Origin of the sequence: Pseudomonas syringae group sp. 247E2 (genome assembly GCF_032587795.1) — a bacterium.
GTDB classification, from domain to species: Bacteria; Pseudomonadota; Gammaproteobacteria; order Pseudomonadales; family Pseudomonadaceae; genus Aquipseudomonas; species Aquipseudomonas amygdali.
Genome location: NZ_JAWHPK010000001.1, coordinates 568,732 through 594,082, shown reverse-complemented (window position 1 = coordinate 594,082; position 25,351 = coordinate 568,732). Strand labels below are relative to the sequence as shown.

The following is a 25,351-nucleotide window of genomic DNA, read 5'->3' as shown; positions in this document are numbered from 1 at the left end:
AGGGAGCATTTTTGAGATGATCGTCGGTATTGATCTGGGCACCACCAACAGCCTGGTGGCTGTCTGGCGCGACGGCAGCAGCGAGCTGGTTACCAATGCGTTGGGAGAGACGCTGACTCCAAGCGTTGTCGGACTGGACGACGAAGGGCAGATTCTGGTCGGCAAGGCGGCGCGCGAACGTCTGCAAACTCACCCGGAAAAAACCACGGCGCTATTCAAACGTTATATGGGCAGCGCTCAGGAGATTCGCCTGGGATCTGCCACCTATCGTCCGGAAGAGTTGTCCTCGCTGGTACTCAAGAGTCTTAAAGCCGACGTCGAGCGCGCGTTTGGCGAGCCTGTCACCGAGGCGGTGATCAGCGTTCCGGCGTACTTCAGTGACGCTCAGCGTAAAGCGACGCGCATTGCCGGTGAGCTGGCCGGCCTCAAGGTCGAGAAGCTCATCAACGAGCCGACAGCAGCAGCCCTGGCCTATGGACTTCATCAGAAGGAAGGCGAAACCTCGTTTCTGGTCTTCGACCTGGGTGGCGGCACGTTCGACATCTCGATCCTCGAACTCTTCGACGGCGTGATGGAAGTGCGTGCCAGCGCGGGCGACAACTTTCTGGGGGGTGAAGATTTTGACCGCCTGCTGGTCGAGCACTTTCTGACCCTGCACCGAGATGAGCAGGACTTCCCCGGCAAGCAACTCGTAACGCCTTCGCTACGACGTGAAGCCGAGCGCGTGCGCAAGGCGCTGGGCCAGGAAAACAGTGTCGATTTCGTGCTGCGCCATGCCGACCGCGAATGGCGCAAGACAATCACGCAAGAGCAGATGAATGATCTGTTTGCGCCTCTGCTGGCCCGCCTGCGCGCGCCTATCGAGCGAGCCTTGCGCGATGCGAAAATTCGCGTCGCAGATCTGGACGAAATCCTGCTGGTGGGCGGCACTACACGTATGCCGCTGATCCGCAAACTGGCCGCGGGGATGTTCGGCCGTTTTCCGGCCATCACACTCAACCCGGATGAGGTTGTCGCGCAGGGTGCTGCAATTCAGGCAGCACTCAAGCAGCGCGATGCGGCGCTGGAAGAAGTCGTTTTGACCGACGTGTGCCCCTACACCCTGGGTATCGAAACCACACAATACGTGTTCAACGGCTATCAGTCCGGGCATTACCTTCCGATCATCGAGCGCAACAGCGTGGTACCGGTCAGCCGGGTGCGTACCGTAAACACGGTTGCCGATAATCAGGAGCACGTTCTGCTGCGGATCTTTCAAGGTGAAAGCCGCCTGGTCAAAGACAACATCGCGCTGGGCGAGCTGAATATTCCCGTGCCGAAAGCCAAGGCTGGCGAGGTCGAACTGGACGTGCGTTTCACATACGACAACAACGGCCTGCTGGAGGCCGACGTGCGGATCCAGATGACCGGCGAAAATCACAAGCTGGTTATCGAGAACAACCCCGGAGTCATGACACCCGCCGAAATCCGTGAACGACTCAAGGTGCTGGAAGCACTCAAGGTTCATCCTCGCGAACAACAGGTCAACACTCACCTGACAGCACGTCTGGAACGGCTCTATCAGGAGTATCTGGGCGAGGCACGTGAAACCATCGGAGTCTGGGCTGCACAATTCCAGCGCGTGCTGGAAACCCAGGATGACCGGCAGATCAATGAACTGCGCAAACAGCTTGAACAGGAAGCAGACCGTTTCGAACGAGGTGAATGGTGACGGCAATGGATTGCTGGAGCGTACTGGATCTGGGCCATGATGCCGACGAGCGCAGCATCAAGCGCCAATACGCCAGGCTGTTGAAAACCACGCGTCCCGACGACGACCCGGCTGCCTTTCAGGCGCTGCGCGATGCTTACGAGCAGGCGCTGGACTGGGCAAGAAATCGTGCCGAAGACGATGATGAGGGCAGTGAAGTCTGGTCAACTGCTGGCCAGCCCCTCGAATCGCTGCCCCTTGATGAGCCTGTGCTGGTAGTCCGACCGGACCATCGACAGGTACACCCGGCATTCGACATGGCCGAGCCTCCTGCACGCCCGGCAGTAGAGTTGAGCTGGTATGAGCAAGCCAGTCAGACCACACCGGAAAACCTGCACTCACAACGTCAGATAGCCCAGGATCAAGGCTGCGATGAGCTCTTCCAGCAACATCTGGCCCGGCGTTGCCTGCTGGACCCGGAGGACAATCAGGCGCTGATCAAGGCCGCCGTCGAACAGTTGCATTGGCTGACACCCTGGCAAAAAGTACAGCTCAGGACTCATCAGGCGCATCGGCTGACTCAGGCACTGCTGGACAGCTCGCTTGAGTCATTTCATGCCATGCTCGAAAACAACGAGGAACGTGCCTTTCTCGATACGCTCAAGGCACTCCGGCAGCAGCCATGGCTGACATCATTTGATCGCCAGGAGCAACTTGAACAGTGGACCATGACACTGCTGCTCAACAACCATGACTGGTCCCCTGCCCTGTTCGAACGCGTGAGCAGCCTTTTTGCCTGGGATCAGAAACATGACGTGTATGCAGGGCCGCTTTCCCTGTGGATGAATCTGGTCCAGCGTTGTGAAAAGAAGGCATTCGTCGCACGTCAGCAGAAACTGCTCGAAGCCTCACAAGACAGTCCCGAGGCCACGGCTGCGCGTCTTCTTCTGCAACCACCCCCCCTGGATGAAAGGCTGCGACTGGCAAGGCACGGTAATCAAGAGCTGTGGCAAGCCTGCGAAAAACTGGCGTCCGACCTCACTCACCGATTCCCGGATGCCATACAAGAATTCCCGGACGCCGACGTACAATCCTGGCGTAAATTGCCTGAGCAGGTGTCATCCAATTTCAATCTCAGGGCCTATTTTTTCGGCGTATTGACGATCTTCACGACGGCATCACTGGACCCTTCCGGCAGCAACGCCACCTGGTACGAAATAGCTGGCCTTGCGCTTACCGCGCCGATTTTCCTCTTGCTTGTCATCCATATATTCATGTCGTTCTGGCGCCCTTTCGCTGAGCGTATCAAGCCGGTGGATACGCGCTGGAGTGCGCGCTTGCTGCCCGATTACCTGAGCTGGCCCGGTTATCAGGCGCTGGCGCTGCGCCACGGTATTCCGATCGTCACGCTAGGCTATATCTGTGTACAGAAAGGGCCCGTACTGGCAGCGCTGTATGGCGCTGTCCTGCTGCTATGGATCGTGCTGTCGCCCTACCGGATTTCAGGTTTTCAGGATGCCATTTCCGTCAGGACCGGAGGCTGGGATAGCGTAAAAGCCTTCTGCGTCAGAAATACCTTCAAGGCAATCATGATCGTTCTGGGTCTGATGCTCGCTTTCGTCGTGGGCGTGATTGTGTTCGGGCCGGCACGCGGTCACTAACCTCGCTTGAGCACCCATCGGCAAGAATCCGCTTATCTATTTTGTACAGATAAGCGGATTCTTGCTCATCAAAATATCGCAACCGCTCTAGAACAAGCTCTCATGGTGTGGCACAGCTCCTGCTACGTCACAGGCAGGGCAGCTAATGCCTCCTTCCAAAAATAATGAAAAACAAGGAACACCATGGAAACTTCCAATCCCGCCTCCCGTGGGTCGGCTGCTACTGCTGCCGGCCAAAAAACCACTTCCAGCCGTTTAAAATCCATTTTCAGCGGCTCGGTCGGCAACATGGTCGAGTGGTACGACTGGTACGTCTACGCCGCTTTCTCGCTGTACTTCGCCAAAGCGTTCTTCCCCAAGGGCGACACCACCGCACAGTTGCTCAACACGGCCGCGATTTTTGCCGTCGGCTTTCTGATGCGGCCTATCGGTGGCTGGCTGATGGGGCTTTACGCTGACTACAAGGGGCGCAAGGCTGCGCTGATGGCATCGGTGCTGCTGATGTGTTTCGGCTCGCTGATCATTGCCCTGACCCCGGGCTATGAGAGCATCGGCGTCGGTGCCCCGATCCTGCTGGTGTTCGCCCGACTACTGCAGGGCCTGTCTGTCGGGGGTGAATACGGCACCTCGGCCACCTATCTCAGCGAAATGGCCACCAAGGAACGTCGCGGCTTCTTTTCCAGCTTCCAGTACGTCACGCTGATTTCCGGCCAACTCATCGCGCTGGGCGTGTTGATCGTGCTGCAGCAGACGCTGACCACCGAGCAACTGTATGCCTGGGGCTGGCGCATCCCGTTTGTCATCGGTGCCCTGTGTGCAGTCGTCGCGCTGTTTCTGCGTCGTGGCATGGAAGAAACCGAGTCGTTCACCCGCAAGAAAAAGGAAAAGGCCAAGGAAAGCCTGATGCGCACATTGATGCGTCATCCCAAGGAACTGATGACCGTAGTCGGCCTGACGATGGGCGGGACCCTGGCTTTCTATACCTACACCACGTACATGCAGAAGTATCTGGTCAACACCGTCGGCATGAGCATCACCGACTCGACCTCGATATCAGCCGCGACGCTGTTTCTGTTCATGCTGTTGCAGCCGGTGATTGGCGCCCTGTCCGACAAGGTCGGGCGGCGTCCGATCCTGATTGCGTTTGGCGTACTGGGAACGCTGTGTACCGTACCGATCCTGACCACGCTGCATACCATTCAAACCTGGTGGGGCGCTTTCTTCCTGATCATGGCGGCGCTGATCATCGTCAGCGGTTACACCTCGATCAACGCAGTGGTCAAGGCCGAGCTGTTTCCGACCGAGATCCGTGCGCTGGGTGTCGGCCTGCCATACGCACTGACGGTGTCGATTTTCGGTGGTACTGCGGAATACATCGCACTGTGGTTCAAGAGCATCGGTATGGAAACCGGCTACTACTGGTACGTAACCGCTTGCATCGCCTGTTCGCTGCTGGTGTATGTCTTCATGAAAGACACGCGCAAACATTCGCGGATCGAGACAGATTGATCACCCTTCATTAACCCGCTTGAATGGCATGCCAACGCCTGAGTTGGCGTGCCGTTTCCACACCCGTGTGAGGAGCATCAATATCGGTTACATCGATACAACCGCCATGAATGCCCCCTGGAGCGACATGAGCACTTGCTACAAAGTGTTTCAATACAGTGCACACTTTCGAGATCAACCAGCGATAAGACATTGAAAAAATTATACTTCCAGATTGTCAAGAGGCTTTATTACAAGATTTTTCAAAATATGCACTTCAATAACGCAATATCGCCCACAAGGCCCGAAATCAGAGCATCACAGCCAACTATCATTTTCAGCGATGGTCGCTAGCAATCCGATTAACTTCTTAATAATCCGCTGGCGCGTAGCATTGCCTCCATACCGGGATGACAACTCACCCGACACTCATTGGAGACATCATCATGAAAACCACTAAATTGATCTTCGGCCTGGCTTTCTCTGTTCTGGCTTCAAGCGCCTTTGCACTTCCAGTCACAACTGTTCAAAGCGATATGTCCCGCTCGACCATCGTTGCTGAAGGCGGCACCAAACACACTAACGTCGGTTCAATTCGCGTAGCTGCTGATGGCGCAGACCGTGTCGGTCCAAATCGTCAGGCTGCCGATGGTGCAGACCACGTCGGTGCCAACCGTCTGGCCTCTGATGGCGCGGACCGTGTCGGTGCAAACCGTCAGGCCGCCGATGGTGCAGACCACGTCGGTGCCAACCGCCTGGCCGCTGATGGCGCAGACCACGTCGGTGCCAATCGTCTGGGCTGATAGCCCACGCAACACCCCAAGCCCGGCCGATGTCGGGCTTCTTCATGTCTGGCCCAGGCTGAAATACACGCTACTCTGGCATCCTCTGCAAATGCGCAGCACTATGTCCGCACCCTATAGAGCCCATCAGGAATCAAGCATGTCAGACGCTATTCACTCCTACGAGCCGTCCAAGGGCCACGGCCTGCCGCATGACCCGTTCAACGCGATTGTAGGCCCACGCCCGATCGGCTGGATTTCATCGCAGGATGCCAACGGCAAATTGAATCTGGCACCCTACAGTTTCTTCAATGCCTTCAACTACGTGCCCCCCATCATTGGGTTCTGCAGCGTTGGTCGCAAGGACAGTCTGAATAACATCGAGCAGACCGGTGAGTTTGTCTGGAATCTTGCGACCCGCTCGCTGGCCGAAGCCATGAACCAGAGCTGTGCCCCGGTAGCGCAGGATGTCAGCGAGTTCGAACTGGCCAACCTCACGCCGCTGGCCTCTCATATCGTCTCGGTCCCACGCGTGCTTGAGACGCCGGTGTCGTTTGAATGCAAAGTCACGCAGATCATTCAATTGCAACGCGCCGACCAGGAACTGGTGCCCAGCTGGCTGATTCTGGGCGAAGTGGTAGCCGTACACATCGAGAAATCCCTGCTCAAGGACGGTGTTTATGACACCGCGGCCGCCGAGCCGATCCTGCGTGGCGGCGGTCCTGCAGATTACTTCCAGCTTGGGCCGGAAGCGCTGTTCAAGATGTTTCGCCCAGGCGCCTGATCAGGAATCGCCCCATACAGGCTCGCCCTCGGCATCAATGTCGATCAGCCGCTGCAGCTCCTGCACAGCGGCCAGGTCGGCATCATCGGCGGTCTTGAATTTCTGGTCCGGCAGCAGCGCATGAAAGCGCGGCGCTCCGCCTGCACCCAGCGCCTTGATGGCAATTGCCGCGTTGTACCCCTGCTCGGCAGGCATGACTGCCGACACCACTTCAAACCCGTTGTATTCCTTGCGTGCCATGCGTATGGACCCTGCTCATAAATCAAAGCGCGAATTCTAACGCGTCTTCCAGGGCATTCGTCACGCAGCAACCGCAGATGATGACTACCGACGCAAACTCCAACCTTGTCCTACACTTTAATCAGTTCTTTCAAACTGCTCTGTAGCCGAGGTAAGGAGTGCGTCATGAAAGTCAGAACAAGAAAATGCATGGTTGTCGTCGGTGCTATAGCGGTCCTGGCGGTATACACCGCAGGGGCCTATCGTAACGAGCTGGCTCGTCAGGCCCCACAGGTCGCCAGTTGCACGTTTGGCCATTGCGTGCCGACCGACGCAACCTTCAGCGCCTTGCGATGACGCTTGTGTAGCGTGAATTGCGTCATCGTTCAGCAAAGGCAGCTATCGATTAGCAAGCTATCGGATTAGACTGGTCAGACTCTCCCGCCTCACTTGCGGCGGGTCAACACTGCCATCAGGTTTTGCCTTGACCAGTCTTACTCAAACGCCTCCGGCCATTCGCAGCATTCTGTTCGCGTTGATGATGGCGGTATTGCTCAGCGCTCTGGATCAGACCATCGTTGCTGTTTCGATGCCTGCCATTTCCGCCCAGTTCAGGGACATCGATCTGCTGGCGTGGGTCATTTCCGCGTATATGGTTTCACTGACCGTTGCAGTGCCGATCTACGGCAAGCTGGGCGATCTTTACGGACGGCGTAAACTGATGCTGTTCGGCTTGGGGCTTTTCACCCTCGCCTCGCTGTTCTGTGGCATGGCGCAGAGCATGGAACAACTGGTGCTGGCGCGCGTCCTTCAAGGCATCGGTGCAGGCGGTATGGTTTCGGTAAGCCAGGCAATCATCGCCGACATTGTTCCGCCTCGTGAGCGGGGCCGCTACCAAGGCTACTTCAGCAGCATGTACGCCGTGGCCAGCGTCGCGGGCCCGGTCTTGGGCGGCTTGATGACCGAATACCTGTCCTGGCGCTGGGTGTTCCTGATTAATCTGCCCTTGGGGGCAGCCGCGCTGATCGTCGCATATCGAACCCTGGTCGGCCTGCCAGTGCCGCAGCGCAAACCGATTATCGACTACCTGGGTACGGTGCTGATGATCATCGGCCTGACCGCGCTGCTGTTGGGAATTACCGAAATTGGTCAGGGGCATGGTCTGGGCGATTTCGAGGTTCAGTTGTTACTGGGCACCGCCCTGCTGACGCTGGGCATTTTCGTCTGGTACGAACGCCGCACCGCCGAACCCCTGTTGCCCATGCACCTGTTCACCAATAAAAGTGCCGTGCTTTGCTGGTGCACGGTGTTCTTTACCAGTTTTCAGGCTATTTCCCTGATTGTCCTGATGCCGTTGCGTTACCAGACCGTCACCGGTGGCGGTGCAGACAGTGCCGCCCTGCACCTGCTTCCGCTGGCGATCGGCATGCCGATGGGTGCCTATTTCGCCGGGCGACGCACCGCGCAAACCGGGCGCTACAAACCGCTTATTCTGACCGGGGCGTTGCTGATGCCCATCGCGATTCTGGGCATGGCCTTTACGCCTCCCCAATCGCTGATAGCGATGAGCCTGTTCATGGTCCTTACCGGCATCGCCACCGGCATGCAGTTCCCCACCTCATTGGTCGGCACCCAGAACTCGGTTCAACCAAGGGATATGGGCGTGGCCACCAGCACAACCAATCTGTTCCGCTCGCTGGGGGGTGCAGTAGGCGTGGCATTGATGTCGGCGCTGCTACTGGCTATGTTGCAGCATACCGGTGTCGGCCTGCCCGGCTCGGGAGCGCTGGGTGGCGAAGGCAGCTCCGGTAATGTCCTGCTCGACAGCCTTAATGCAGCAACCGGACCGGCACTGGAAACACTGCGAGCCGAACTGGCGCTGACCTTCAGAAACCTGCTGATCACCAGTGCGGCCATTTCGCTGCTCGGCCTTGCCGCAGCCGTAGCAATGCCCAATACGCTATTGCGAGGCCGGGATTAGCTCGACGCGCTGAATCAGGAAGGCATGCCGGCCCAAAACCACTGGGTTTTCTTGCTTTTTATATGGTTGAACGCCGGCATGAGTTCACCTTCGTCGAAATGTCGACGCGAGCCAAACTGTGCGCTGCTGAACCAGCAGCCTGATCGAGGGCATGCCTGCCCCGCATCAACTGGCGGCAGCGGTTTTTCATCAAATCGCGCGTACCACTGCGCAGTGGTTTCCTCGGTAAAGCCGATACCGGGAGCAAGGTAGGGATGAAGGTTGCCGGTGTCCTGCAGGCGAACCGGTTTGATCATCCGGTTGACCGTCACATAGGGTTGCGGCGGTGGCAGGCCTCGACCACCCAATTCAGGCACCGCACCCGCCCGAATGATCAACCCGTTGCGATAGCTATGAAACACGATGTCGCTGTGCGCGCTCATCTCGCCCCGCAATCTGTCGCTCCCTCCCAGCTGTCTGACAAACCCTTCGCCCAGCACCGTGTACCAACTGACGCCCTTTATACGGTCCAGCAAACGCAGGCTTTCAATGTGCGGACCGGGATCGACCATCAACCCTATGTAGTCCTGAGCCAGTCGATACTCCCAGGGTAAATACTGATGACCATCGCAAGGCAGTACACAGGCGAGCCCGCCAAAGCCATGCTCGGCCTGCACTTCGCTGCTTAGATAGCGGATCCAGGCCTCGTAGTTCTTCAAACCGTCGGGCTCGGTCAGGCAGGACCAGGGCAATACCATTTTCAGACAAGAGCGATCATTATCGGCCTGCCCCTGCGGGGTGTTCATGACAAACAGGCTGTACATGGCGACCTCGGCCTGGGTCGCACTGGCGATAGACCAGATGAACTGCTCGTCCGGGAGGCTTTCGACAACCTGACGCCGGGTCGATGCAAAACCCGATGCGCTCAAGCGACGCATACGCTTGAACAGCTGCCACTTGAGTTTCGGCTTGAACGCGCCATAGAAGCGCGAAAAGCAGGCTTCGACCCGACGCTTCATCTCCAGCGTGTGGCCATTGCGGAAATACAGCGTGGTGATCAACCCAAGTCGAATGACGGGCGTCCCCAATTCAGAATCCATGGCAACCCGTTCGGATTGCTGCGCGACTCCGGCCAGTAGCCTCACAGCATCAGTTGTAGTGTCCGACATGCTCCGCCCTCCCTTTGATCGAGAGACGCGGATTTACGCTAACGCCTGCATGCCCTTTGCATGTTTCGATCACGCCCGACACAGACCTGCGCTCATGCAAGCCACGGCCCTGTCCACGCTCGTACACTTCAGCGGATCTGGCGATGACTTCAAGGCACATAGGCGCAAGATTCGGCAAAAACATGCAACCTTCCTCTCTTCTGATCTTTCCGGAAGCGAAGAGTGAAGGGAGTTTTCCCGCGGGGCAATACTCGGAAATTACTTTGGGAAATCAGCTACATGTATCAGGAAATGTCCTACCTGCCTCCTACAATATTTTGTCGGATCAAGGTCTGATCGGCGGCAACCGGCGGGGGCAATTGATGAGGACGGGTACACAGTCAGTAAACACACTGTATGAAAAGCACGAATTGGAGTTAGGCTTTGTGGGAAAGACAACGGCCCGACCGAACCGGCAGGCGCTACGACCTGTCATCTCCGTCAGGAAGCCTTGCTGATTCTTAGCGTAGGGCTGAAACGCAGCATGTCCAGACACACATCAACCAGTTGCTCGGCCTCTGCCGGCAATGAAAAGCTGTCTGGAACCAGCAGCCATTGATAAATGATGCCGTTTACGTAAGAAAACAGGGCGACTGCGGCCCGGGCCGTATCGAGATCTTTGGGAAGTTGCCCCTGGCGCACGGCATTGTTCAGCCCCAGGGTGATCCGGTCGTGGCACTGTATGGCGTTGTCCTGGCGCTGACGACGAAAATCACACATCTCGTCAGTAAACTCGCACTTGTGAAACAGGATTTCATTGATGCGACGGGTTTTCGGGTCCAGTGCGAGCTCATGAAACAAATGAATCAAAAGATTTCTCATACAGCCCAGTGGGTCTTCTTCCTCTTCGCTCTGACTGGCCTGCGCCATTTCATCGAGTGGTTCCTGAAGGCTGTCGAGCATTGCCTGGACCAGATCGGCCTTGTTGTTGAAGTGCCAGTAAATGGCTCCTCGCGTCACACCAGCAAGGGTTGCGATGTCAGCCAGCGTGGTGCGGGCGACGCCTCGCTCATAAAAAGCCTGCTCAGCAGCCTCCAGAATCTGGCTGCGAGTGATCTGAGCTTCCTCTTTGGTGCGACGAACCATGGCAATAAAACCTCAAAAAATTTACCTCAGGCATGCGTCTGGCGGCAGACCTGGAGATATGACCGGGCGGCATTTGTCTCGCCTTGTCCCGAATTGGCTGTCGGCACTGTGAATAGTGGCCGAATGCGCACAGCGGGTGTTTACAAACAGCCGCGAATGTAAGTATATTCCTTAGCATGCTACTTATCTAGCCGAAATATTTTTTAACACTTCAACGTACTGTTGAGACAACAGGCTCCTGCCCCGAGGATCTTCATGCAATTCAAGCCAGCTGTTACCGTTCTGGTCACTGCCGTCGCCCTGGCAACCCTGCTCAGTGGCTGTAGCAAGAAGGAACAGGCGGCCCCGCCTGCGCAAACCCCTCAGGTCGGCGTCGTTACCCTCAAAGCACAGCCCTATACCCTGACCACCGAGCTGCCAGGCCGGACCACCGCATTCCGCGTCGCCGAGGTACGCCCTCAGGTCAACGGCATCATTCTCAAACGTCTGTTTACCGAAGGTGGCGACGTCAAAGCCGGTCAGCAGCTCTATCAGATCGACCCGGCTGTCTATGAGGCCAATGCCAACAGCGCCAAGGCGACTCTGCAGTCTGCCAAGTCGATGTCTGATCGCTACAAGCAACTGGTCAGCGAGCAAGCGGTAAGCCGTCAGGAATACGACACCGCCCAGGCATCGACGCAGGAAGCTCAGGCCGCCTTGCAGACCGCCCAGATCAACCTGCGCTACACCAAGGTGCTGGCACCTATTTCCGGTCGTATCGGCCGCTCCGCAGTGACCGAAGGCGCGCTGGTCAGCAGCGCCCAGACCGAAGCAATGGCAACCATCCAGCAGCTCGACCCGATCTACGTGGATGTGGTTCAGTCGTCTGCCGACATGCTCAAGCTGCGCAATGACCTGGAAAGCGGCAAGCTGCAGAAAGCCGGCGACAACGCGGCCAAGGTCAAGCTGACGCTGGAAGACAACAGTGTCTATGGCCAGGAAGGCAAGCTGGAATTCTCCGAAGTATCGGTTGATCAGACTACAGGCTCGGTCACCTTGCGCGCCGTGTTCCCGAACCCGGAACATCGCTTGTTGCCTGGCATGTTCGTCCACGCGCAATTGCAGGCTGGCGTCAGTGCGAAAGCCATTCTGGCACCGCAACAAGGCGTGACCCGCGACCTGAAAGGCACGCCGACCGCCATGATCGTCAACCAGGACAACAAGGTTGAAATGCGTACGCTGGTGGCCAACCGCACCGTGGGCAGCGACTGGCTGATCGAAGACGGCCTGAAAGAAGGTGATCGGGTCATTACCGAAGGCTTGCAGTACGTCAAACCAGGCGCCGAAGTGAAAGTCGCCGAAGCGACCAACGTCAAAGGAGCAAACCCGGCACCTGCCCCGGCCACTGATAAAGCCGCAGGCAGCAAAGGGGAGTAACCCATGTCGAAATTCTTTATTGATCGACCCATTTTTGCCTGGGTTATTGCCCTCGTGATCATGCTGGTCGGTGCGCTGTCGATTTCCAGCCTGCCGATCAACCAGTACCCGAGCATCGCACCACCAGCCATCGGTATCCAGGTCACCTATCCGGGCGCTTCTGCCCAGACGGTGCAGGACACTGTGGTGCAGGTGATCGAGCAACAGCTCAACGGTATCGACAACCTGCGTTATGTGAGCTCGGAAAGTAACTCCGACGGCAGCATGACCATTACCGCGACCTTCAATCAGGGTACCAACCCTGATACGGCGCAGGTTCAGGTGCAGAACAAGCTCAACCTCGCGACCCCGCTGTTGCCACAGGAAGTGCAGCAACAGGGTATCCGCGTGACCAAGGCAGTGAAGAACTTCCTGATGGTTATCGGCCTGGTGTCCGAAGACGGCAGCATGGGCAAGGAAGACCTGGCCAACTACATCGTGTCGAACATGCAGGACCCGATTTCCCGGACCTCCGGTGTGGGTGACTTCCAGGTGTTCGGTTCGCAGTACGCCATGCGTATCTGGCTGGACCCGGCAAAGCTGAACAACTTCCAGCTGACTCCGGTGGACGTGAAAAACGCGATCACCGCGCAGAACGTCCAGGTATCGTCCGGCCAGCTGGGTGGCCTGCCGTCCATCAGCGGCCAGCAGTTGAACGCCACGATCATCGGCAAGACGCGTCTGCAGACCGCCGAGCAGTTCGGCAACATCTTCCTCAAGGTCAACACCGACGGTTCGCAGGTTCGCCTCAAGGACGTCGCGACTGTCGGCCTGGGCGCAGAGAACTACAGCACCGACTCGCAGTTCGACGGTAAACCGGCATCGGGTCTGGCAATCAAACTCGCGACCGGTGCCAACGCACTGGATACCGCCAAGGCTATTCGCGCGACCGTTTCGTCGCTGGAGCCGTTCTTCCCGCCAGGCATGAAAGTCGTGTACCCGTATGACACCACGCCAGTGGTCAGCGAATCGATCAATGGTGTGGTGCACACCCTGATCGAAGCGATCGTGCTGGTGTTCCTGGTGATGTACCTGTTCCTGCAAAACTTCCGTGCCACGGTCATCACGACCATGACCGTACCGGTAGTATTGCTGGGTACGTTCGGCATCCTCGCGGCATTCGGCTTCACCATCAACACCCTGACCATGTTCGGTATGGTGCTGGCCATCGGCTTGCTGGTGGACGATGCGATCGTGGTGGTGGAAAACGTCGAGCGGGTCATGGAGGAGGAAAAGCTCTCCCCGCGCGACGCCACGATCAAATCCATGACCCAGATCCAGGGTGCGCTGGTCGGTATTGCGCTGGTGCTGTCGGCGGTTCTGCTGCCCATGGCGTTCTTCGGCGGCTCTACCGGGGTGATCTACAAACAGTTCTCGATCACCATCGTCTCGGCCATGGCCCTGTCGGTGGTTGTCGCCCTGATCTTCACCCCGGCGCTGTGCGCCACCATGCTCAAGCCTATCGATCACGAGAAGCACGGCCAGCCAAAACGTGGTTTCTTCGGCTGGTTCAACCGCACCTTTGACCGCAGCGTTCTGAGCTACGAACGTGGCGTCGGCAACATGCTCAAGCACAAATGGCCGGCGTATCTGGGCTATATCCTGATCTGCGCAGGCATGGTCTGGATGTTCATGCGTATCCCGGCCGCGTTCCTTCCGGAAGAAGATCAGGGCGTCATCTTTGCCCAGATCCAGACCCCGGCAGGCTCCTCTACCGAGCGTACGCAGGAAGTCATCGACAACATGCGTGAATACCTGCTGACCAAGGAAAGCGGTGCAGTGAAGTCGGTGTTCTCGGTAAACGGCTTCAACTTTGCGGGCCGCGGTCAAAGCTCGGCGATTGCGTTCGTCATGCTCAAGCCGTGGGAAGAACGTGATTCCAACAACAGCGTCTTCGAACTGGCCAAGCGCGCTCAGGGCTATTTCTTCAGCCTGCGCGACGCAATGGTGTTCGCGGTCGTTCCACCGTCTGTTCTCGAGCTGGGTAACGCCACAGGTTTCGACGTTTACCTGCAGGATCAGGGCGGCGTGGGTCACGACAAACTGATGGAAGCGCGTAACCAGTTCCTCGGCATGGCAGCGCAGAGCAAGATTCTCGCAGGCGTGCGTCCGAACGGGCTGAATGACGAACCGCAATACCAGTTGATCATCGACGACGAACGCGCCAGTGCGCTGGGCATTACCCTGTCGGACATCAACAACACACTTTCCATCGCGTTGGGCGGCAGCTACGTCAATGACTTCATCGACCGTGGCCGTGTGAAGAAGGTGTACATCCAGGGCGATGCAGGTGCCCGTATGACGCCTGAAGACCTCAAGAAGTGGTACGTGCGCAACAGCTCGGGTGAAATGGTGCCGTTCTCGGCCTTCGCCAGCGGCAAATGGACCTACGGCTCACCGAAACTGTCGCGCTACAACGGCGTGGCAGCAGAGGAAGTGCTCGGTACTCCTGCCCCGGGTTACAGCAGCGGCGAGGCGATGGCCGAGGTAGAAGCCCTGGCCAAGAAACTGCCGCAAGGTATCGGCATTTCGTGGACCGGTCTGTCCTACGAGGAACGTTTGTCCGGCTCGCAGGCCCCTGCCCTCTACGCGCTGTCGTTGCTGGTGGTGTTCCTGTGTCTGGCGGCGCTGTATGAAAGCTGGTCGATCCCGATCGCGGTCATCCTCGTGGTGCCGCTGGGGGTTATCGGTGCACTGATGGCAACCAGCCTGCGTGGCCTGTCCAACGACGTGTTCTTCCAGGTGGGCTTGCTGGTGACGGTGGGTCTGGCGGCGAAGAACGCCATTCTGATCGTCGAGTTCGCCAAAGAGCTGCACGAACAGGGCAAGAGCCTGGTCGACTCGGCAATCGAGGCGTGCCGCATGCGTCTGCGCCCAATTATCATGACGTCCATGGCGTTTATCCTCGGCGTTGTGCCGCTGGCAATCTCCACGGGCGCAGGTTCAGGTAGTCAACATTCGATCGGTACTGGTGTAATTGGCGGTATGATCACCGCCGTTATCCTGGCGATCTTCTGGGTGCCCCTGTTCTTTGTCTCGGTTTCAGGGCTCTTCAAGAGCAAGAAGAAACATATTTCACACGATGAGGCTGGCCAATGAGCAAGTCATTGATCTCTCTTGCAGTTACCGCGTTCATTCTCGGCGGCTGCTCTTTGATCCCCGAGTACAAGCAGCCGGAAGCACCGGTCGCCGCTCAATATCCGCAAGGGCCGGCGTACTCGCCGGTCGAAGGCGCCAAAATGGCTGCCGCGGAGCAAGGCTGGCGGCACTTCTTCAATGATCCGGCGCTGCAACAGCTGATTCAGACTGCACTGCTCAACAACCGCGACCTGCGGGTCGCGGCCCTGAACATTGACGCTTACCGTGCCCAGTACCGTATTCAGCGCTCGGACCTGTTCCCTGCTGTTTCGGCGACAGGTAGCGGTACTCGTCAACGCGTGCCAGCCGACCAGTCGCAAACCGGTCAGGCAGGCATCACCAGCAGCTATTCGGCAACGCTGGGTGTCAGCTCGTACGAGCTGGACCTCTTTGGCCGGGTCCGCAGCCTCAGCGAGCAGGCGCTGGAGACCTACTTCTCCAGCGAAGAAGCGCGTCGCAGCACCCAGATCAGCCTGGTGGCCAGCGTCGCCAATGCCTACATGACCTGGCAGGCCGACAAGGAACTGCTCAAGCTGACGCAGGACACCCTCAAGACCTACGAAGAAAGCTATCGCCTGACCTCGCGCAGCAATGAAGTCGGTGTTTCCTCGGCCCTGGACCTGAGCCAGTCACGCACCGCCGTCGAAAGCGCGCGTGCCAAACTGGCTCAGTACGAGCGTCTGGTTGCACAGGATCAGAACAGTCTGGTGCTGCTGCTCGGCACCAGCCTGCCTGACAACCTGCCGGCCAGCCACTTGCTGGATTCCGACATGCTGACCGAAATGCCGGCTGGCCTGCCGTCCGACCTGCTGCAGCGTCGTCCGGACATTCTGGAGGCCGAGCATACGCTCAAGGCAGCCAACGCCAACATTGGCGCAGCACGCGCAGCGTTCTTCCCCAGCATCAGCCTGACGGCCAGTGCCGGAACCAGCAGCAGCGAGCTGTCCGGCCTGTTCAAGGGCGGATCGGGCGCATGGCTGTTCCAGCCAAGCATCAACATCCCGATCTTCAACGCCGGCAACCTGCGCGCCAGCCTGGACTACTCGAAAATCCAGAAAGAAATCAGCGTCGCCAACTACGAGAAAGCGATTCAAACCGCCTTCCAGGAAGTGTCTGACGGCCTGGCTTCACGCAAGACCTACGACGAGCAGCTCCAGGCGCAACGTGACTTCGTCGCGGCCAACCAGGACTACTACCGTCTGGCCGAGCGTCGCTACCGGATCGGTATCGACAGCAACCTGACCTTCCTCGACGCCCAGCGCTCGTTGTTCAGCGCGCAACAAACGCTGATCACCGATCGTCTGTCGCAGCTGACCAGCGAGGTCAACCTGTACAAGGCCCTCGGCGGCGGCTGGTACGAAAGAACCGGGCAGACCGAAACCATCTCCAAAGAGAAGCCTTCGGTTCAGCTGTTCTGATTTAAAGCGGCACACAAAAAAACCACCTGATCAGGTGGTTTTTTTGTGGCCGAAACAAGCCTGCGATCAATGGTCCTGATGCAGGTACTTGGGCTCTTTGGGCAGGCGCAGACTGAACAGAAAGGCCACAGCCATCATTACCGTCACGTACCAGTAGAAGCTGTTTTCCATCCCGGCACTTTTGAGTTTCAGTGCGACAAATTCGGCAGAACCGCCGAACACTGTGTTGGCAACCGCATAAGCCAGCCCGACACCCAGTGCGCGGACCTGAGGCGGAAACATCTCGGCTTTGACCAGCCCGCTTATCGAGGTGTAAAAGCTGACAATTGCCAACGCCAGGGTAATCAGCACAAAGGCAATGAACGGGTTGGTGGTGGTTTTCAGGGTCATCAGAATCGGCACCGTGCACAGTGTACCCAGCGCGCCGAACCACAACATCGAATTACGACGACCGATGCGGTCCGCCAGCATGCCGAAAAACGGCTGCATGCACATGTACAGAAACAGCGCGCCGGTCATGATGTAGCTGGCGGTCTTGGCTTCCATGCTTCCGGTGTTGACCAGGTATTTCTGCATGTAGGTCGTGAAGGTGTAGAAAATCAGCGAGCCACCGGCGGTGTAACCCAGCACTGTGATGAAGGCTGCGGCATGATGCTTGAACAGTGCGGCAATACTGCCGGCGTCCTTGTCCTGACGGCTTTCGGCGGTGGTGGTTTCATTGAGTGTGCGACGCAGCAGCAAGGCAATGACAGCGGCGGCCGCACCGATCACGAACGGGATACGCCAGCCGTAGTCACGCAGTTCTTCGGTGGTCAGGAATTGCTGAAGGATGACCACTGTCAACACGGCAAGCAACTGGCCGCCGATCAGGGTGACGTACTGGAACGAGGCATAAAAACCGCGCTGCCCGCGTAAGGCCACTTCACTCATGTAAGTGGCCGTGGTGCCATATTCACCGCCCACCGACAGGCCTTGAAGCAAGCGCGCCATGAGCAGCAAGGCCGGCGCCCAGGCACCGATCGACGCGTAGGTCGGCAGGCAGGCAATGATCAGCGATCCCGCGCACATCATGGTGACCGAAATCAGCATGGAGTTCTTGCGGCCATGTTTGTCTGCGACACGACCAAACAGCCAGCCGCCAATCGGACGCATCAGAAAGCCAGCGGCAAACACACCTGCGGTGTTGAGCAACTGAACGGTCGGATCATCGGAAGGAAAGAAAGCCGGTGCGAAATAAATCGCGCAGAAGGCGTAGATATAAAAGTCGAACCATTCGACCAGGTTGCCGGATGAAGCACCGACAATGGCGAAAATTCTTTTGCTTCGCTCCTCGCCGGTGTAATGCGGTGCTTTTGATGTTGTAGTCATTATTTTCCCCAAGCAGAACTGTCCATAAGAAACAATCTGTAACACCGTCTTTAATCGAGCACAATAAGTCAGAGCAATTCAGCCACCAGGAAAAATCGGCAGGGTTGAATATCCAGTGCCCGGACGAACAACAACCCGGATCATCGGCCCGCCTTTTCGTGGAGGCAGACAAACGATCCGGGTTGCTGGACAACAGGTTGAAACGGGAGCGCTTACCGCTCGATGGCCAGCGCAAGGCCCTGCCCTACGCCGACGCACATGGTTGCCAGGCCTTTGCGCCCCCCGGTTTTTTCCAGGTGGTGCAACGCCGTCAGCACCAGGCGCGCGCCGCTCATACCCAGCGGATGACCGAGCGCAATGGCCCCGCCGTTGGGGTTGACCTGCGGTGCGTCGTCCGCCAGGCCCAGTTCGCGCAGAACTGCCAGACCCTGGCTGGCGAAGGCTTCGTTGAGCTCGATGACGTCGAAATCAGTCACCGCCAGACCCAGCCGCTCGACCAGCTTGCGTACCGCAGGCACCGGGCCGATGCCCATCACCCGAGGCGCAACCGCCGCGCTGGCCATGCCCAACACACGGGCGCGTGGCGTCAGGCCGTGCTTTTTGACAGCGTCGGCCGAAGCCAGAATCAATGCAGCAGCCCCGTCGTTGACCCCGGAGGCATTACCTGCGGTGACAGTTTTGTCCGCGCCGTTGACCGGCTTGAGTTTGCTCAGGGTTTCCAGGCTGGTATCACTGCGCGGATGCTCATCCTTGTCGACGATGGTTTCGCCTTTTTTGTGCGCAACCCGTACCGGCACAATCTCTTCCTCGAAAAAGCCCGCAGCCTGGGCAACGGCAGTGCGCTGCTGGCTGCGCAGGGCGAAAGCGTCCTGATCGGCTCGAGAAATCCTGAAGTCGGTTGCAACGTTGTCGCCTGTCTCGGGCATTGAGTCCACGCCGTACTGTGCTTTCATCGCCGGATTGATGAAGCGCCAGCCGATGGTGGTGTCTTCCAGCTTCATGTTGCGCGAGAACGCTGCATCAGCCTTGCCCATCACGAACGGTGCACGGGACATCGATTCGACGCCACCGGCAATCGCCAGCTCGATCTCGCCGGAAGCGATGGCACGGAACGCGGTGCCGATGGCGTCCATCCCGGAAGCACACAGGCGATTGAGAGTCACCCCCGGCACGCTCTCCGGCAGCCCCGCCAACAGCGCAGCCATGCGCGCAACGTTGCGGTTGTCCTCACCGGCCTGGTTGGCACAGCCGAAGAACACTTCGTCGATCTCCTGCCAGTTGACCGATGGGTTGCGCTCCATCAGTGCCTTGATCGGCACAGCGGCCAGGTCGTCGGCACGCACCGAAGACAGCCCCCCGCCAAAGCGACCGATGGGTGTGCGAATCGCATCGCAAATAAATACTTCACGCATCACGCTTCTCCTGCAACCTGACCATGAGCGGCGGCAGTCCGGGCTTCCAGATCACGCAGCGCCGTCAGCTCGACCTCGGTAGGCTCTTCGGAAACGACCACTGTGTCGGCAAAGCGGATCTCCCAGCCCGTGGCAGCAATCACCTGCTCGCGGGTCACGCCAGGGTGCAGCGTGGTCACAACGAACTCGTTGGTGCCTGCTTCCGGCTCCATGATGCACAGGTCGGTAATGATCCCCACCGGGCCGGCACCGGGCAGCCCCAGGCGCTTGCGCGAATCGCCGCCCTCGCCGTGGCCGACCGAGGTAATGAAGTCCAGCTTGTTGACGAACGAACGCGCCGACTGCTTGAGAATGATCAGCACTGACTTGGCCGAACCGGCGATTTCCGGCGCGCCACCGGCACCCGGCAAGCGCACTTTGGGATGATGATAATCACCGACAACGGTGGTGTTGATGTTGCCGAAACGGTCCACCTGCGCTGCGCCGAGAAAGCCGACGTCGACGCGCCCGCCCTGCAGCCAGTAACGAAAGATTTCGCTGGTGGATACCACCGTGTCGGCGGTTTCCGCCAACTCGCCATCGCCAATCGACAGCGGCAACACGGTAGGTTTGGCACCAATCGGGCCGGACTCGTAGATCAGCACCACGTCGGGTGCTGATGTCAGACGCGCCAGGTTCGCAGCCTTGGAGGGCAGACCGATGCCAACGAAGCACACCGAGCCATTACGCAGACGACGGGCTGCTGCAACGGTCATCATTTCACTGGTGGAGTAAGTCATTATTTGGCCTCCGAAGCGCGAGCCAGCTTGCTCTGGAATTCACTGAAATCTGCGGTGCCGTGGATATATTCGTCAATCCACGCGGTGAAGGTTTCACGGTCCCGGGCAATCGGGTCCCAGGCCTGGTAGAACGGGTTGTCACGCTCGTAATAGCCGTGCGCATAGGAGGGGTGAGCACCACCGGGCACCAGACACACGGCGCTCAATGCCCAAGTCGGCAGTACACAGGAATTCATCGGCGCTTGCAGGTCATCGACAATTTCTTCCACCGTCACAATGCATCGCTTCGCAGCCAGCGCGGCCTCTTTCTGCGCGCCGAGAATCCCCCACAGCAATACGTTGCCTTTGCGGTCGGCTTTCTGCGCATGGATAACAGTCACATCCGGGCGTACCGATGGCACAGCCGCCAGCACCTCACCGGTAAACGGGCAGGTTACCGTCTTGATCAGCGGGTTGACCTTGGGCAGGTCGGACCCGGCGTAGGCGCGCAGCACTGCGAACGGCAGGCCCGACGCACCAGCCACGTAGGCGTTGGCGAGGTCGGCATGGCTGTGCTCTTCGATTTCCATCGCGCGCGGCCATTGCTTTTCAACCGCATCACGCAGACGGTGTAGAGAACCGACGCCGGGGTTGCCGCCCCACGAAAAAATCAGACGCTTCGCACAACCGGCACCGATCAACTGGTCGTAGATCAGGTCGGGCGTCATGCGCACAAGGGTCAGGTCTTTTTTACCCTGACGGATAATTTCATGACCAGCGGCCGTGGGGATCAAATGCGTGAAGCCTTCCAACGCAACGATGTCGCCATCGTTGACCAGTTGCTTCACCGCATCGCGTAGAGAAAGAATGTCTGCCATGAGGTGCTCCGAACCCAACATCACGTTCAATGAACAGCGCGAAGACCTGCGCCGGAATGAAAATGAGGTTATGCCTGAGCAGACGGGCAAACAATCCGATAATCGACTAACCGTTCGGTAACCGAACAAATTCAGCTAACTAACGATCGCTCACGAGCTCGGATAACCAAGCCCGTTTAACCATACCCAGGCAAACAAGGTCAGGTAAACAGCTGCGTACTCAGGTCGCGGCTGGCATCGAGCATGATCGGCAGAAAGCGCTGTTCCAGCTCGCTGCGTGCCACACGCCCGGCGCTGGTACTGACATTCAGCGCAGCCAGCACCTGGCCCGACGCATCATAGACCGGCACGGCAATCGAGCGCAGCCCCTGCTCCAGTTCCTGATCAACAATACACCAGCCTTGTTGACGAACCAGTTGCAGACACTCGAGCAGCGCTTCCGGCGTGCGAATGGTACGACTGGTCTTGGGCTGCAGATCGACATGATCAAGGTATTCATGCAACGACACATCATCCAGCGCGGCCAGCAGAATTCGGCCCATGGACGTGCAATATGCCGGAAGGCGGCCGCCCACCGAGAGGTCGACCGAGATCAATCGCTGCGTGGTCGCCGAGCGCGCTATATAAAGGATGTCGTCACCTTCCAGCGTGGCCATGTTGCATGCCTCGTGCAACTGATCGCTCATACGGTCCAGATACGGCTGCGAAGAGGTCGCCAGAGGCGTCGATGACAGATAGGCGTGGCCCAGGGTCAGCACTTTGGGCAGCAGCGAGTACGTACGACCATCGGTGGTCGCGTAACCCAGTTTGATCAACGTATGCAGACAGCGGCGCACTGCCGCCCGGGGAATTTCCGTCCGGTGGCTGATCTGTGCAATGGTCAGGTGCCGCTTGCGCTCCTGAAATGCATGAATAACGGCAAGCCCGCGCGCCAGCGAAGTCATGAAATCCGGGTCTCCGGTCAGCGCCTGAATGCGCTTTGCGGGTGACGCCACGATGGGCGGTGCCAATGAGGCAAAAGATTTACGCAGTTCATCGTTCATTGACACACCCTCTGTAACTCCCTTCAGCCCCTGTGGAGCGCAGGTTTCAGGTCTATTGGAAGCAGTGAAGACAGCCTCTGCTTGTGCGATTATCGAACAGGTGGCCGATAATCGCAATTGACCCGCCGTAAATATACTTATACCTTTACCTCTGCCACGAAGTGACTTCTTGGAAATTACTGGTCAGGTACCCACTGAGAAGTCCAAGGCAGCGGCCTTGCTCACCAAGCAAGGCCGTTTTCATTGCGGCAGCGCCTGCTGCGCATGAACACGCCCCGCCTGCTGAACCCCCGCATCACAACTCCAGATATCGTGCATATAAAACTCTCTGAATTCCATCGTCAGGGTTTTGTCACCTGGTGTGTAAAATTTGTTTTATAAAAGTTCCGTCATATAAATGGCTCACTAAAACTTCGGAACAATCGTACAAAAAAACCAGACCTGTGAACTTATTCAACCTCTGTTGTTGACGTAACAGAACTTCTTGGAGATAGTATCCATCAGTGGGTCGGCAACACCCTCGCAAACGATTGATCCGTTCACCCGATTTCTGCCTCGATTATCCCGTCGAAGCGCTGTCACGGTGCACCATCGCCGCGCGATCAAAGGGAAGCCTGCCAGCGCAAGCCTTGCGCTTGAAATCACACACATGTCGCTACGACAGCTGTTTCTCTGGTGTACGTAGCCGCAGGCAATAACAGGATGTTCCGCAACCTTTTCGGGTAATGGCCCGAGCAGGTCGCTGGCTGTATCTGGTATACAGTCCGAATGGCGTGAACATACTTGCATTGTTTTGCGTCATCACCAGAACTCAATCGACTCGATCAGGTATTACAGTGACTAAAGATGAACTGCGCGCGGAACTTGAGCGCCAGGAACAACGTTACAAGGATGTCTACGGCGGTGAAATCACCACCTACGCCGCGCAACCGGAACCGGAACGCAAGCCTTGGCGCAAAAGAGCCAGCCTGCTGGACCAGGCGTTCAAGCAAGAATTGCAAAAAATGGAAGAAGGCCTGAAAGAAGAGCCGTGACATCGCGGGTCTCATGATCCCCGACCGCTCATCTCTGCCTTCCAGCCCCCGGAACTAAACGCCTCACAGCCTCATTGAGTATTCAACGGGGCGGCGCTCATGCGTCTTTTTTTTGGTTTGAGGCGACACCTCGCAGTGACGACAAGTCGTTCGGTATTTTTTCTGTCATAATCGCGCCCCCTTCAGACCCGGTCAGAAAACCTACATGATCGATTTATTCAGCGGGCTTGATGCCTGGGTGCTTGTGAGCCTTTTGCTCGCCCTGGCTTTTGTCCTCACCTTCGAGTTCATCAACGGCTTTCATGACACCGCCAACGCGGTGGCGACAGTCATTTACACCAAAGCCATGCCGCCTCATCTGGCCGTGTTCTTCTCTGGTGTATTCAACTTCCTCGGCGTGCTGCTGGGCGGTGTGGGTGTTGCCTACGCAATCGTCCATCTGCTGCCGGTCGAACTGCTCATCAACGTCAACACCGGACATGGCCTGGCCATGGTGTTCTCGCTGCTGGCGGCGGCCATTACCTGGAACCTCGGTACCTGGTACTTCGGCATCCCGGCCTCCAGCTCGCACACCTTGATCGGTTCGATACTCGGTGTCGGTCTGGCCAATGCACTGATCAACGGCATTCCGTTGGCCGACGGCGTCAACTGGCAGAAAGCGATCGACATTGGCGCTTCGCTGGTGTTCTCGCCGCTGGCCGGCTTCATCGTTGCAGGCCTGGTGCTGGTTGCGCTGAAATGGTGGCGCCCGCAGTCGAAGATGCATAAAACCCCGGACCAGCGTCGCAAGCTGGACGACAAAAAGCACCCGCCATTCTGGAACCGCCTGGTGCTGGTCATTTCCGCAATGGCGGTCAGCTTCGTACATGGTTCGAACGACGGCCAGAAAGGCATCGGCCTGATCATGCTGGTGTTGATCGGCATCGTGCCCAGCCAGTTTGTACTGGACCTGACCAGCACGACCTACCAGATCGAACGTACCCGCGATGCGACCCAGCATCTGAGCCAGTTTTATCAACGCAACAGCAGCACGCTGGGCGAATATCTGGCCATGGGCAAGGCTGAAAAAGGCGACTTGCCGTCCAGCTCTGCCTGTAATCCGAAGCAGACCGAACCCACCATCGACGCGTTGCTCGACCGCCTCAAAGGCGTTTCCGACTACCACTCGCTGGCCCCTGAAAGCCGTATCGAAGTGCGCCGCTATCTCTTGTGCCTGGACGACACGGCCCGCAAGGTCGGCAAACTTCCAGACCTGTCAGCGCGTGAAAAGTCCGATCTGGAGAAACTTCGCAAAGACCTGACCACCACCACAGAATACGCACCGTTCTGGGTAATTCTGGCGGTCGCACTGGCACTGGGCATCGGTACCATGGTTGGCTGGAAACGCGTAGTACTGACGATCGGCGAGAAGATCGGCAAGCAAGGCATGACTTACGCACAGGGCATGTCGGCGCAAATCACCACCGCCTGCGCAATCGGCCTGGCTAACGTGTTCAGTCTGCCGGTTTCCACCACCCACATCCTGTCATCAGGCGTTGCCGGGACCATGGTCGCCAACAAGAGCGGCCTGCAAGGCGGAACGGTTCGCACCATCCTGCTGGCCTGGGTGCTGACCCTGCCTGCAACGGTCGCCTTGTCCGCAGCGCTGTTCTGGCTGGCCTCCAAGGCACTGTCCTGACTCAGAGCCCTTCAGGTGGTGCAGCCTTGCACTGCCTGAAGGGCTTGATTCACCCCTCTCCCTCCGCACCTTTCTCGACAAGCCTTTCAGCGGGCATTTCCGATTGCTGCAACTCACGCCATAGCGCTGCTGCACCGTCGAAATCGGCACCGTTTTCCGGAGTCAGGGCAGCGGGGTCATAGCGGCTGAGACAGCCCTCGCCAAGCGTGGCGGGAGCGGTGGATGTGGCTTTTTCGAAAGGATCGGTCATTGGCTGTCACCCTGAGCGTTGCACCATTGCCGACGAGCCAG

Annotated in this window: 21 protein-coding genes; 12 read left to right on the top strand and 9 right to left on the bottom strand. The window is 58.0% G+C overall.

The annotated features are described in order from the left end of the window. The first annotated feature begins 16 nt into the window (after window positions 1-16). The 5 genes from RYC18_RS02805 (at window position 17) to RYC18_RS02785 (ending at window position 6,405) form a co-directional block, all read left to right on the top strand. Window positions 17-1,711: a molecular chaperone HscC gene (locus RYC18_RS02805; RefSeq protein WP_005779084.1), complete on the top strand. Its 1,695-nt coding sequence runs from the start codon at window positions 17-19 to the stop codon at window positions 1,709-1,711. 5 nt (window positions 1,712-1,716) lie between these two features. Next, window positions 1,717-3,351 carry a J domain-containing protein gene (locus RYC18_RS02800; RefSeq protein ID WP_162882961.1) on the top strand — a complete coding sequence of 545 codons (1,635 nt, stop codon included), beginning with the start codon at window positions 1,717-1,719 and terminating at the stop codon, window positions 3,349-3,351. 183 nt (window positions 3,352-3,534) lie between these two features. Beyond that, window positions 3,535-4,860, top strand: a complete 1,326-nt coding sequence (locus tag RYC18_RS02795; RefSeq protein ID WP_002554952.1) for an MFS transporter — start codon at window positions 3,535-3,537, stop codon at window positions 4,858-4,860. 425 nt (window positions 4,861-5,285) lie between these two features. Next, window positions 5,286-5,642: a hypothetical protein gene (locus tag RYC18_RS02790; protein WP_005733483.1), complete on the top strand. Its 357-nt coding sequence runs from the start codon at window positions 5,286-5,288 to the stop codon at window positions 5,640-5,642. Window positions 5,643-5,781: 139 nt separating this feature from the next. Next, on the top strand, window positions 5,782-6,405 hold the full coding sequence (locus RYC18_RS02785) for a flavin reductase family protein (RefSeq protein WP_117140152.1): 624 nt from the start codon (window positions 5,782-5,784) through the stop codon (window positions 6,403-6,405). On the opposite strand, the gene RYC18_RS02780 is transcribed toward RYC18_RS02785, so the two are convergent. Further along, complete coding sequence (locus RYC18_RS02780; RefSeq protein ID WP_005745561.1) at window positions 6,406-6,645, bottom strand: hypothetical protein; 240 nt, start codon at window positions 6,643-6,645, stop codon at window positions 6,406-6,408. It abuts the gene before it with no gap. Window positions 6,646-6,810: 165 nt separating this feature from the next. Between RYC18_RS02780 and RYC18_RS02775 the strand changes: the two genes are divergently transcribed. Both RYC18_RS02775 and RYC18_RS02770 read left to right on the top strand, forming a co-directional pair. Then, window positions 6,811-6,981 (top strand): hypothetical protein, encoded by a 171-nt coding sequence (locus RYC18_RS02775; RefSeq protein ID WP_162882962.1) that lies wholly within the window; start codon window positions 6,811-6,813, stop codon window positions 6,979-6,981. A 127-nt stretch (window positions 6,982-7,108) separates the two neighbouring features. After that, window positions 7,109-8,605 carry an MDR family MFS transporter gene (locus tag RYC18_RS02770; RefSeq protein ID WP_005753843.1) on the top strand — a complete coding sequence of 499 codons (1,497 nt, stop codon included), beginning with the start codon at window positions 7,109-7,111 and terminating at the stop codon, window positions 8,603-8,605. 14 nt (window positions 8,606-8,619) lie between these two features. Here the strand turns inward: RYC18_RS02770 and RYC18_RS02765 are convergent, their stop codons facing one another. Together RYC18_RS02765 and RYC18_RS02760 are read right to left on the bottom strand one after the other, a co-directional pair. Beyond that, window positions 8,620-9,753: a DUF3396 domain-containing protein gene (locus RYC18_RS02765; RefSeq protein WP_117140151.1), complete on the bottom strand. Its 1,134-nt coding sequence runs from the start codon at window positions 9,751-9,753 to the stop codon at window positions 8,620-8,622. A 480-nt stretch (window positions 9,754-10,233) separates the two neighbouring features. Beyond that, window positions 10,234-10,878: a TetR family transcriptional regulator gene (locus tag RYC18_RS02760; protein WP_002554958.1), complete on the bottom strand. Its 645-nt coding sequence runs from the start codon at window positions 10,876-10,878 to the stop codon at window positions 10,234-10,236. 255 nt (window positions 10,879-11,133) lie between these two features. On the opposite strand from RYC18_RS02760, the gene RYC18_RS02755 reads away from it, so the two are divergent. Genes RYC18_RS02755 through RYC18_RS02745 form a run of 3 tightly spaced genes read left to right on the top strand, consistent with a single transcriptional unit; the run spans window position 11,134 to window position 16,889 of the window. Next, a complete protein-coding gene (locus RYC18_RS02755) occupies window positions 11,134-12,294 on the top strand; it encodes an efflux RND transporter periplasmic adaptor subunit (protein WP_002554959.1) in 1,161 nt (386 codons plus the stop codon). A gap of 3 nt (window positions 12,295-12,297) precedes the next feature. Further along, entirely contained in the window at window positions 12,298-15,432 is a 3,135-nt protein-coding gene (locus RYC18_RS02750) for an efflux RND transporter permease subunit (protein ID WP_005745558.1), read from the top strand. Beyond that, window positions 15,429-16,889: an AdeC/AdeK/OprM family multidrug efflux complex outer membrane factor gene (locus RYC18_RS02745; protein WP_005733475.1), complete on the top strand. Its 1,461-nt coding sequence runs from the start codon at window positions 15,429-15,431 to the stop codon at window positions 16,887-16,889. Before RYC18_RS02750 ends, RYC18_RS02745 begins: the two co-directional genes overlap by 4 nt. 66 nt (window positions 16,890-16,955) lie before the next feature. On the opposite strand, the gene RYC18_RS02740 is transcribed toward RYC18_RS02745, so the two are convergent. The 5 genes from RYC18_RS02740 to pcaR all read right to left on the bottom strand — a co-directional run bounded on the left by RYC18_RS02740 (window position 16,956) and on the right by pcaR (window position 22,348). After that, window positions 16,956-18,257: an MFS family transporter gene (locus tag RYC18_RS02740; protein WP_316882913.1), complete on the bottom strand. Its 1,302-nt coding sequence runs from the start codon at window positions 18,255-18,257 to the stop codon at window positions 16,956-16,958. A gap of 212 nt (window positions 18,258-18,469) precedes the next feature. Beyond that, complete coding sequence (pcaF, locus tag RYC18_RS02735) at window positions 18,470-19,672, bottom strand: 3-oxoadipyl-CoA thiolase (protein ID WP_316882911.1); 1,203 nt, start codon at window positions 19,670-19,672, stop codon at window positions 18,470-18,472. Further along, the gene (locus RYC18_RS02730) at window positions 19,669-20,451 is read right to left on the bottom strand and encodes a CoA-transferase subunit beta (RefSeq protein WP_172681010.1); all 783 of its coding nucleotides are present in this window, start codon (window positions 20,449-20,451) and stop codon (window positions 19,669-19,671) included. The genes pcaF and RYC18_RS02730 overlap by 4 nt, the downstream gene beginning before the upstream one ends. After that, a complete protein-coding gene (locus RYC18_RS02725) occupies window positions 20,448-21,305 on the bottom strand; it encodes a CoA transferase subunit A (protein WP_002554965.1) in 858 nt (285 codons plus the stop codon). The genes RYC18_RS02730 and RYC18_RS02725 overlap by 4 nt, the downstream gene beginning before the upstream one ends. A gap of 200 nt (window positions 21,306-21,505) precedes the next feature. Then, window positions 21,506-22,348 carry a pca regulon transcriptional regulator PcaR gene (gene pcaR, locus RYC18_RS02720; protein WP_003363842.1) on the bottom strand — a complete coding sequence of 281 codons (843 nt, stop codon included), beginning with the start codon at window positions 22,346-22,348 and terminating at the stop codon, window positions 21,506-21,508. Between the two features lie 836 nt (window positions 22,349-23,184). Here pcaR and RYC18_RS02715 point away from each other — a divergent pair. Both RYC18_RS02715 and RYC18_RS02710 read left to right on the top strand, forming a co-directional pair. After that, window positions 23,185-23,382 (top strand): hypothetical protein, encoded by a 198-nt coding sequence (locus RYC18_RS02715; protein WP_002554967.1) that lies wholly within the window; start codon window positions 23,185-23,187, stop codon window positions 23,380-23,382. 205 nt (window positions 23,383-23,587) lie between these two features. Beyond that, a complete protein-coding gene (locus RYC18_RS02710) occupies window positions 23,588-25,060 on the top strand; it encodes an inorganic phosphate transporter (RefSeq protein WP_002554968.1) in 1,473 nt (490 codons plus the stop codon). A gap of 49 nt (window positions 25,061-25,109) precedes the next feature. Here the strand turns inward: RYC18_RS02710 and RYC18_RS02705 are convergent, their stop codons facing one another. Next, window positions 25,110-25,310: a hypothetical protein gene (locus RYC18_RS02705; RefSeq protein ID WP_005779067.1), complete on the bottom strand. Its 201-nt coding sequence runs from the start codon at window positions 25,308-25,310 to the stop codon at window positions 25,110-25,112. Window positions 25,311-25,351 lie beyond the last annotated feature (41 nt).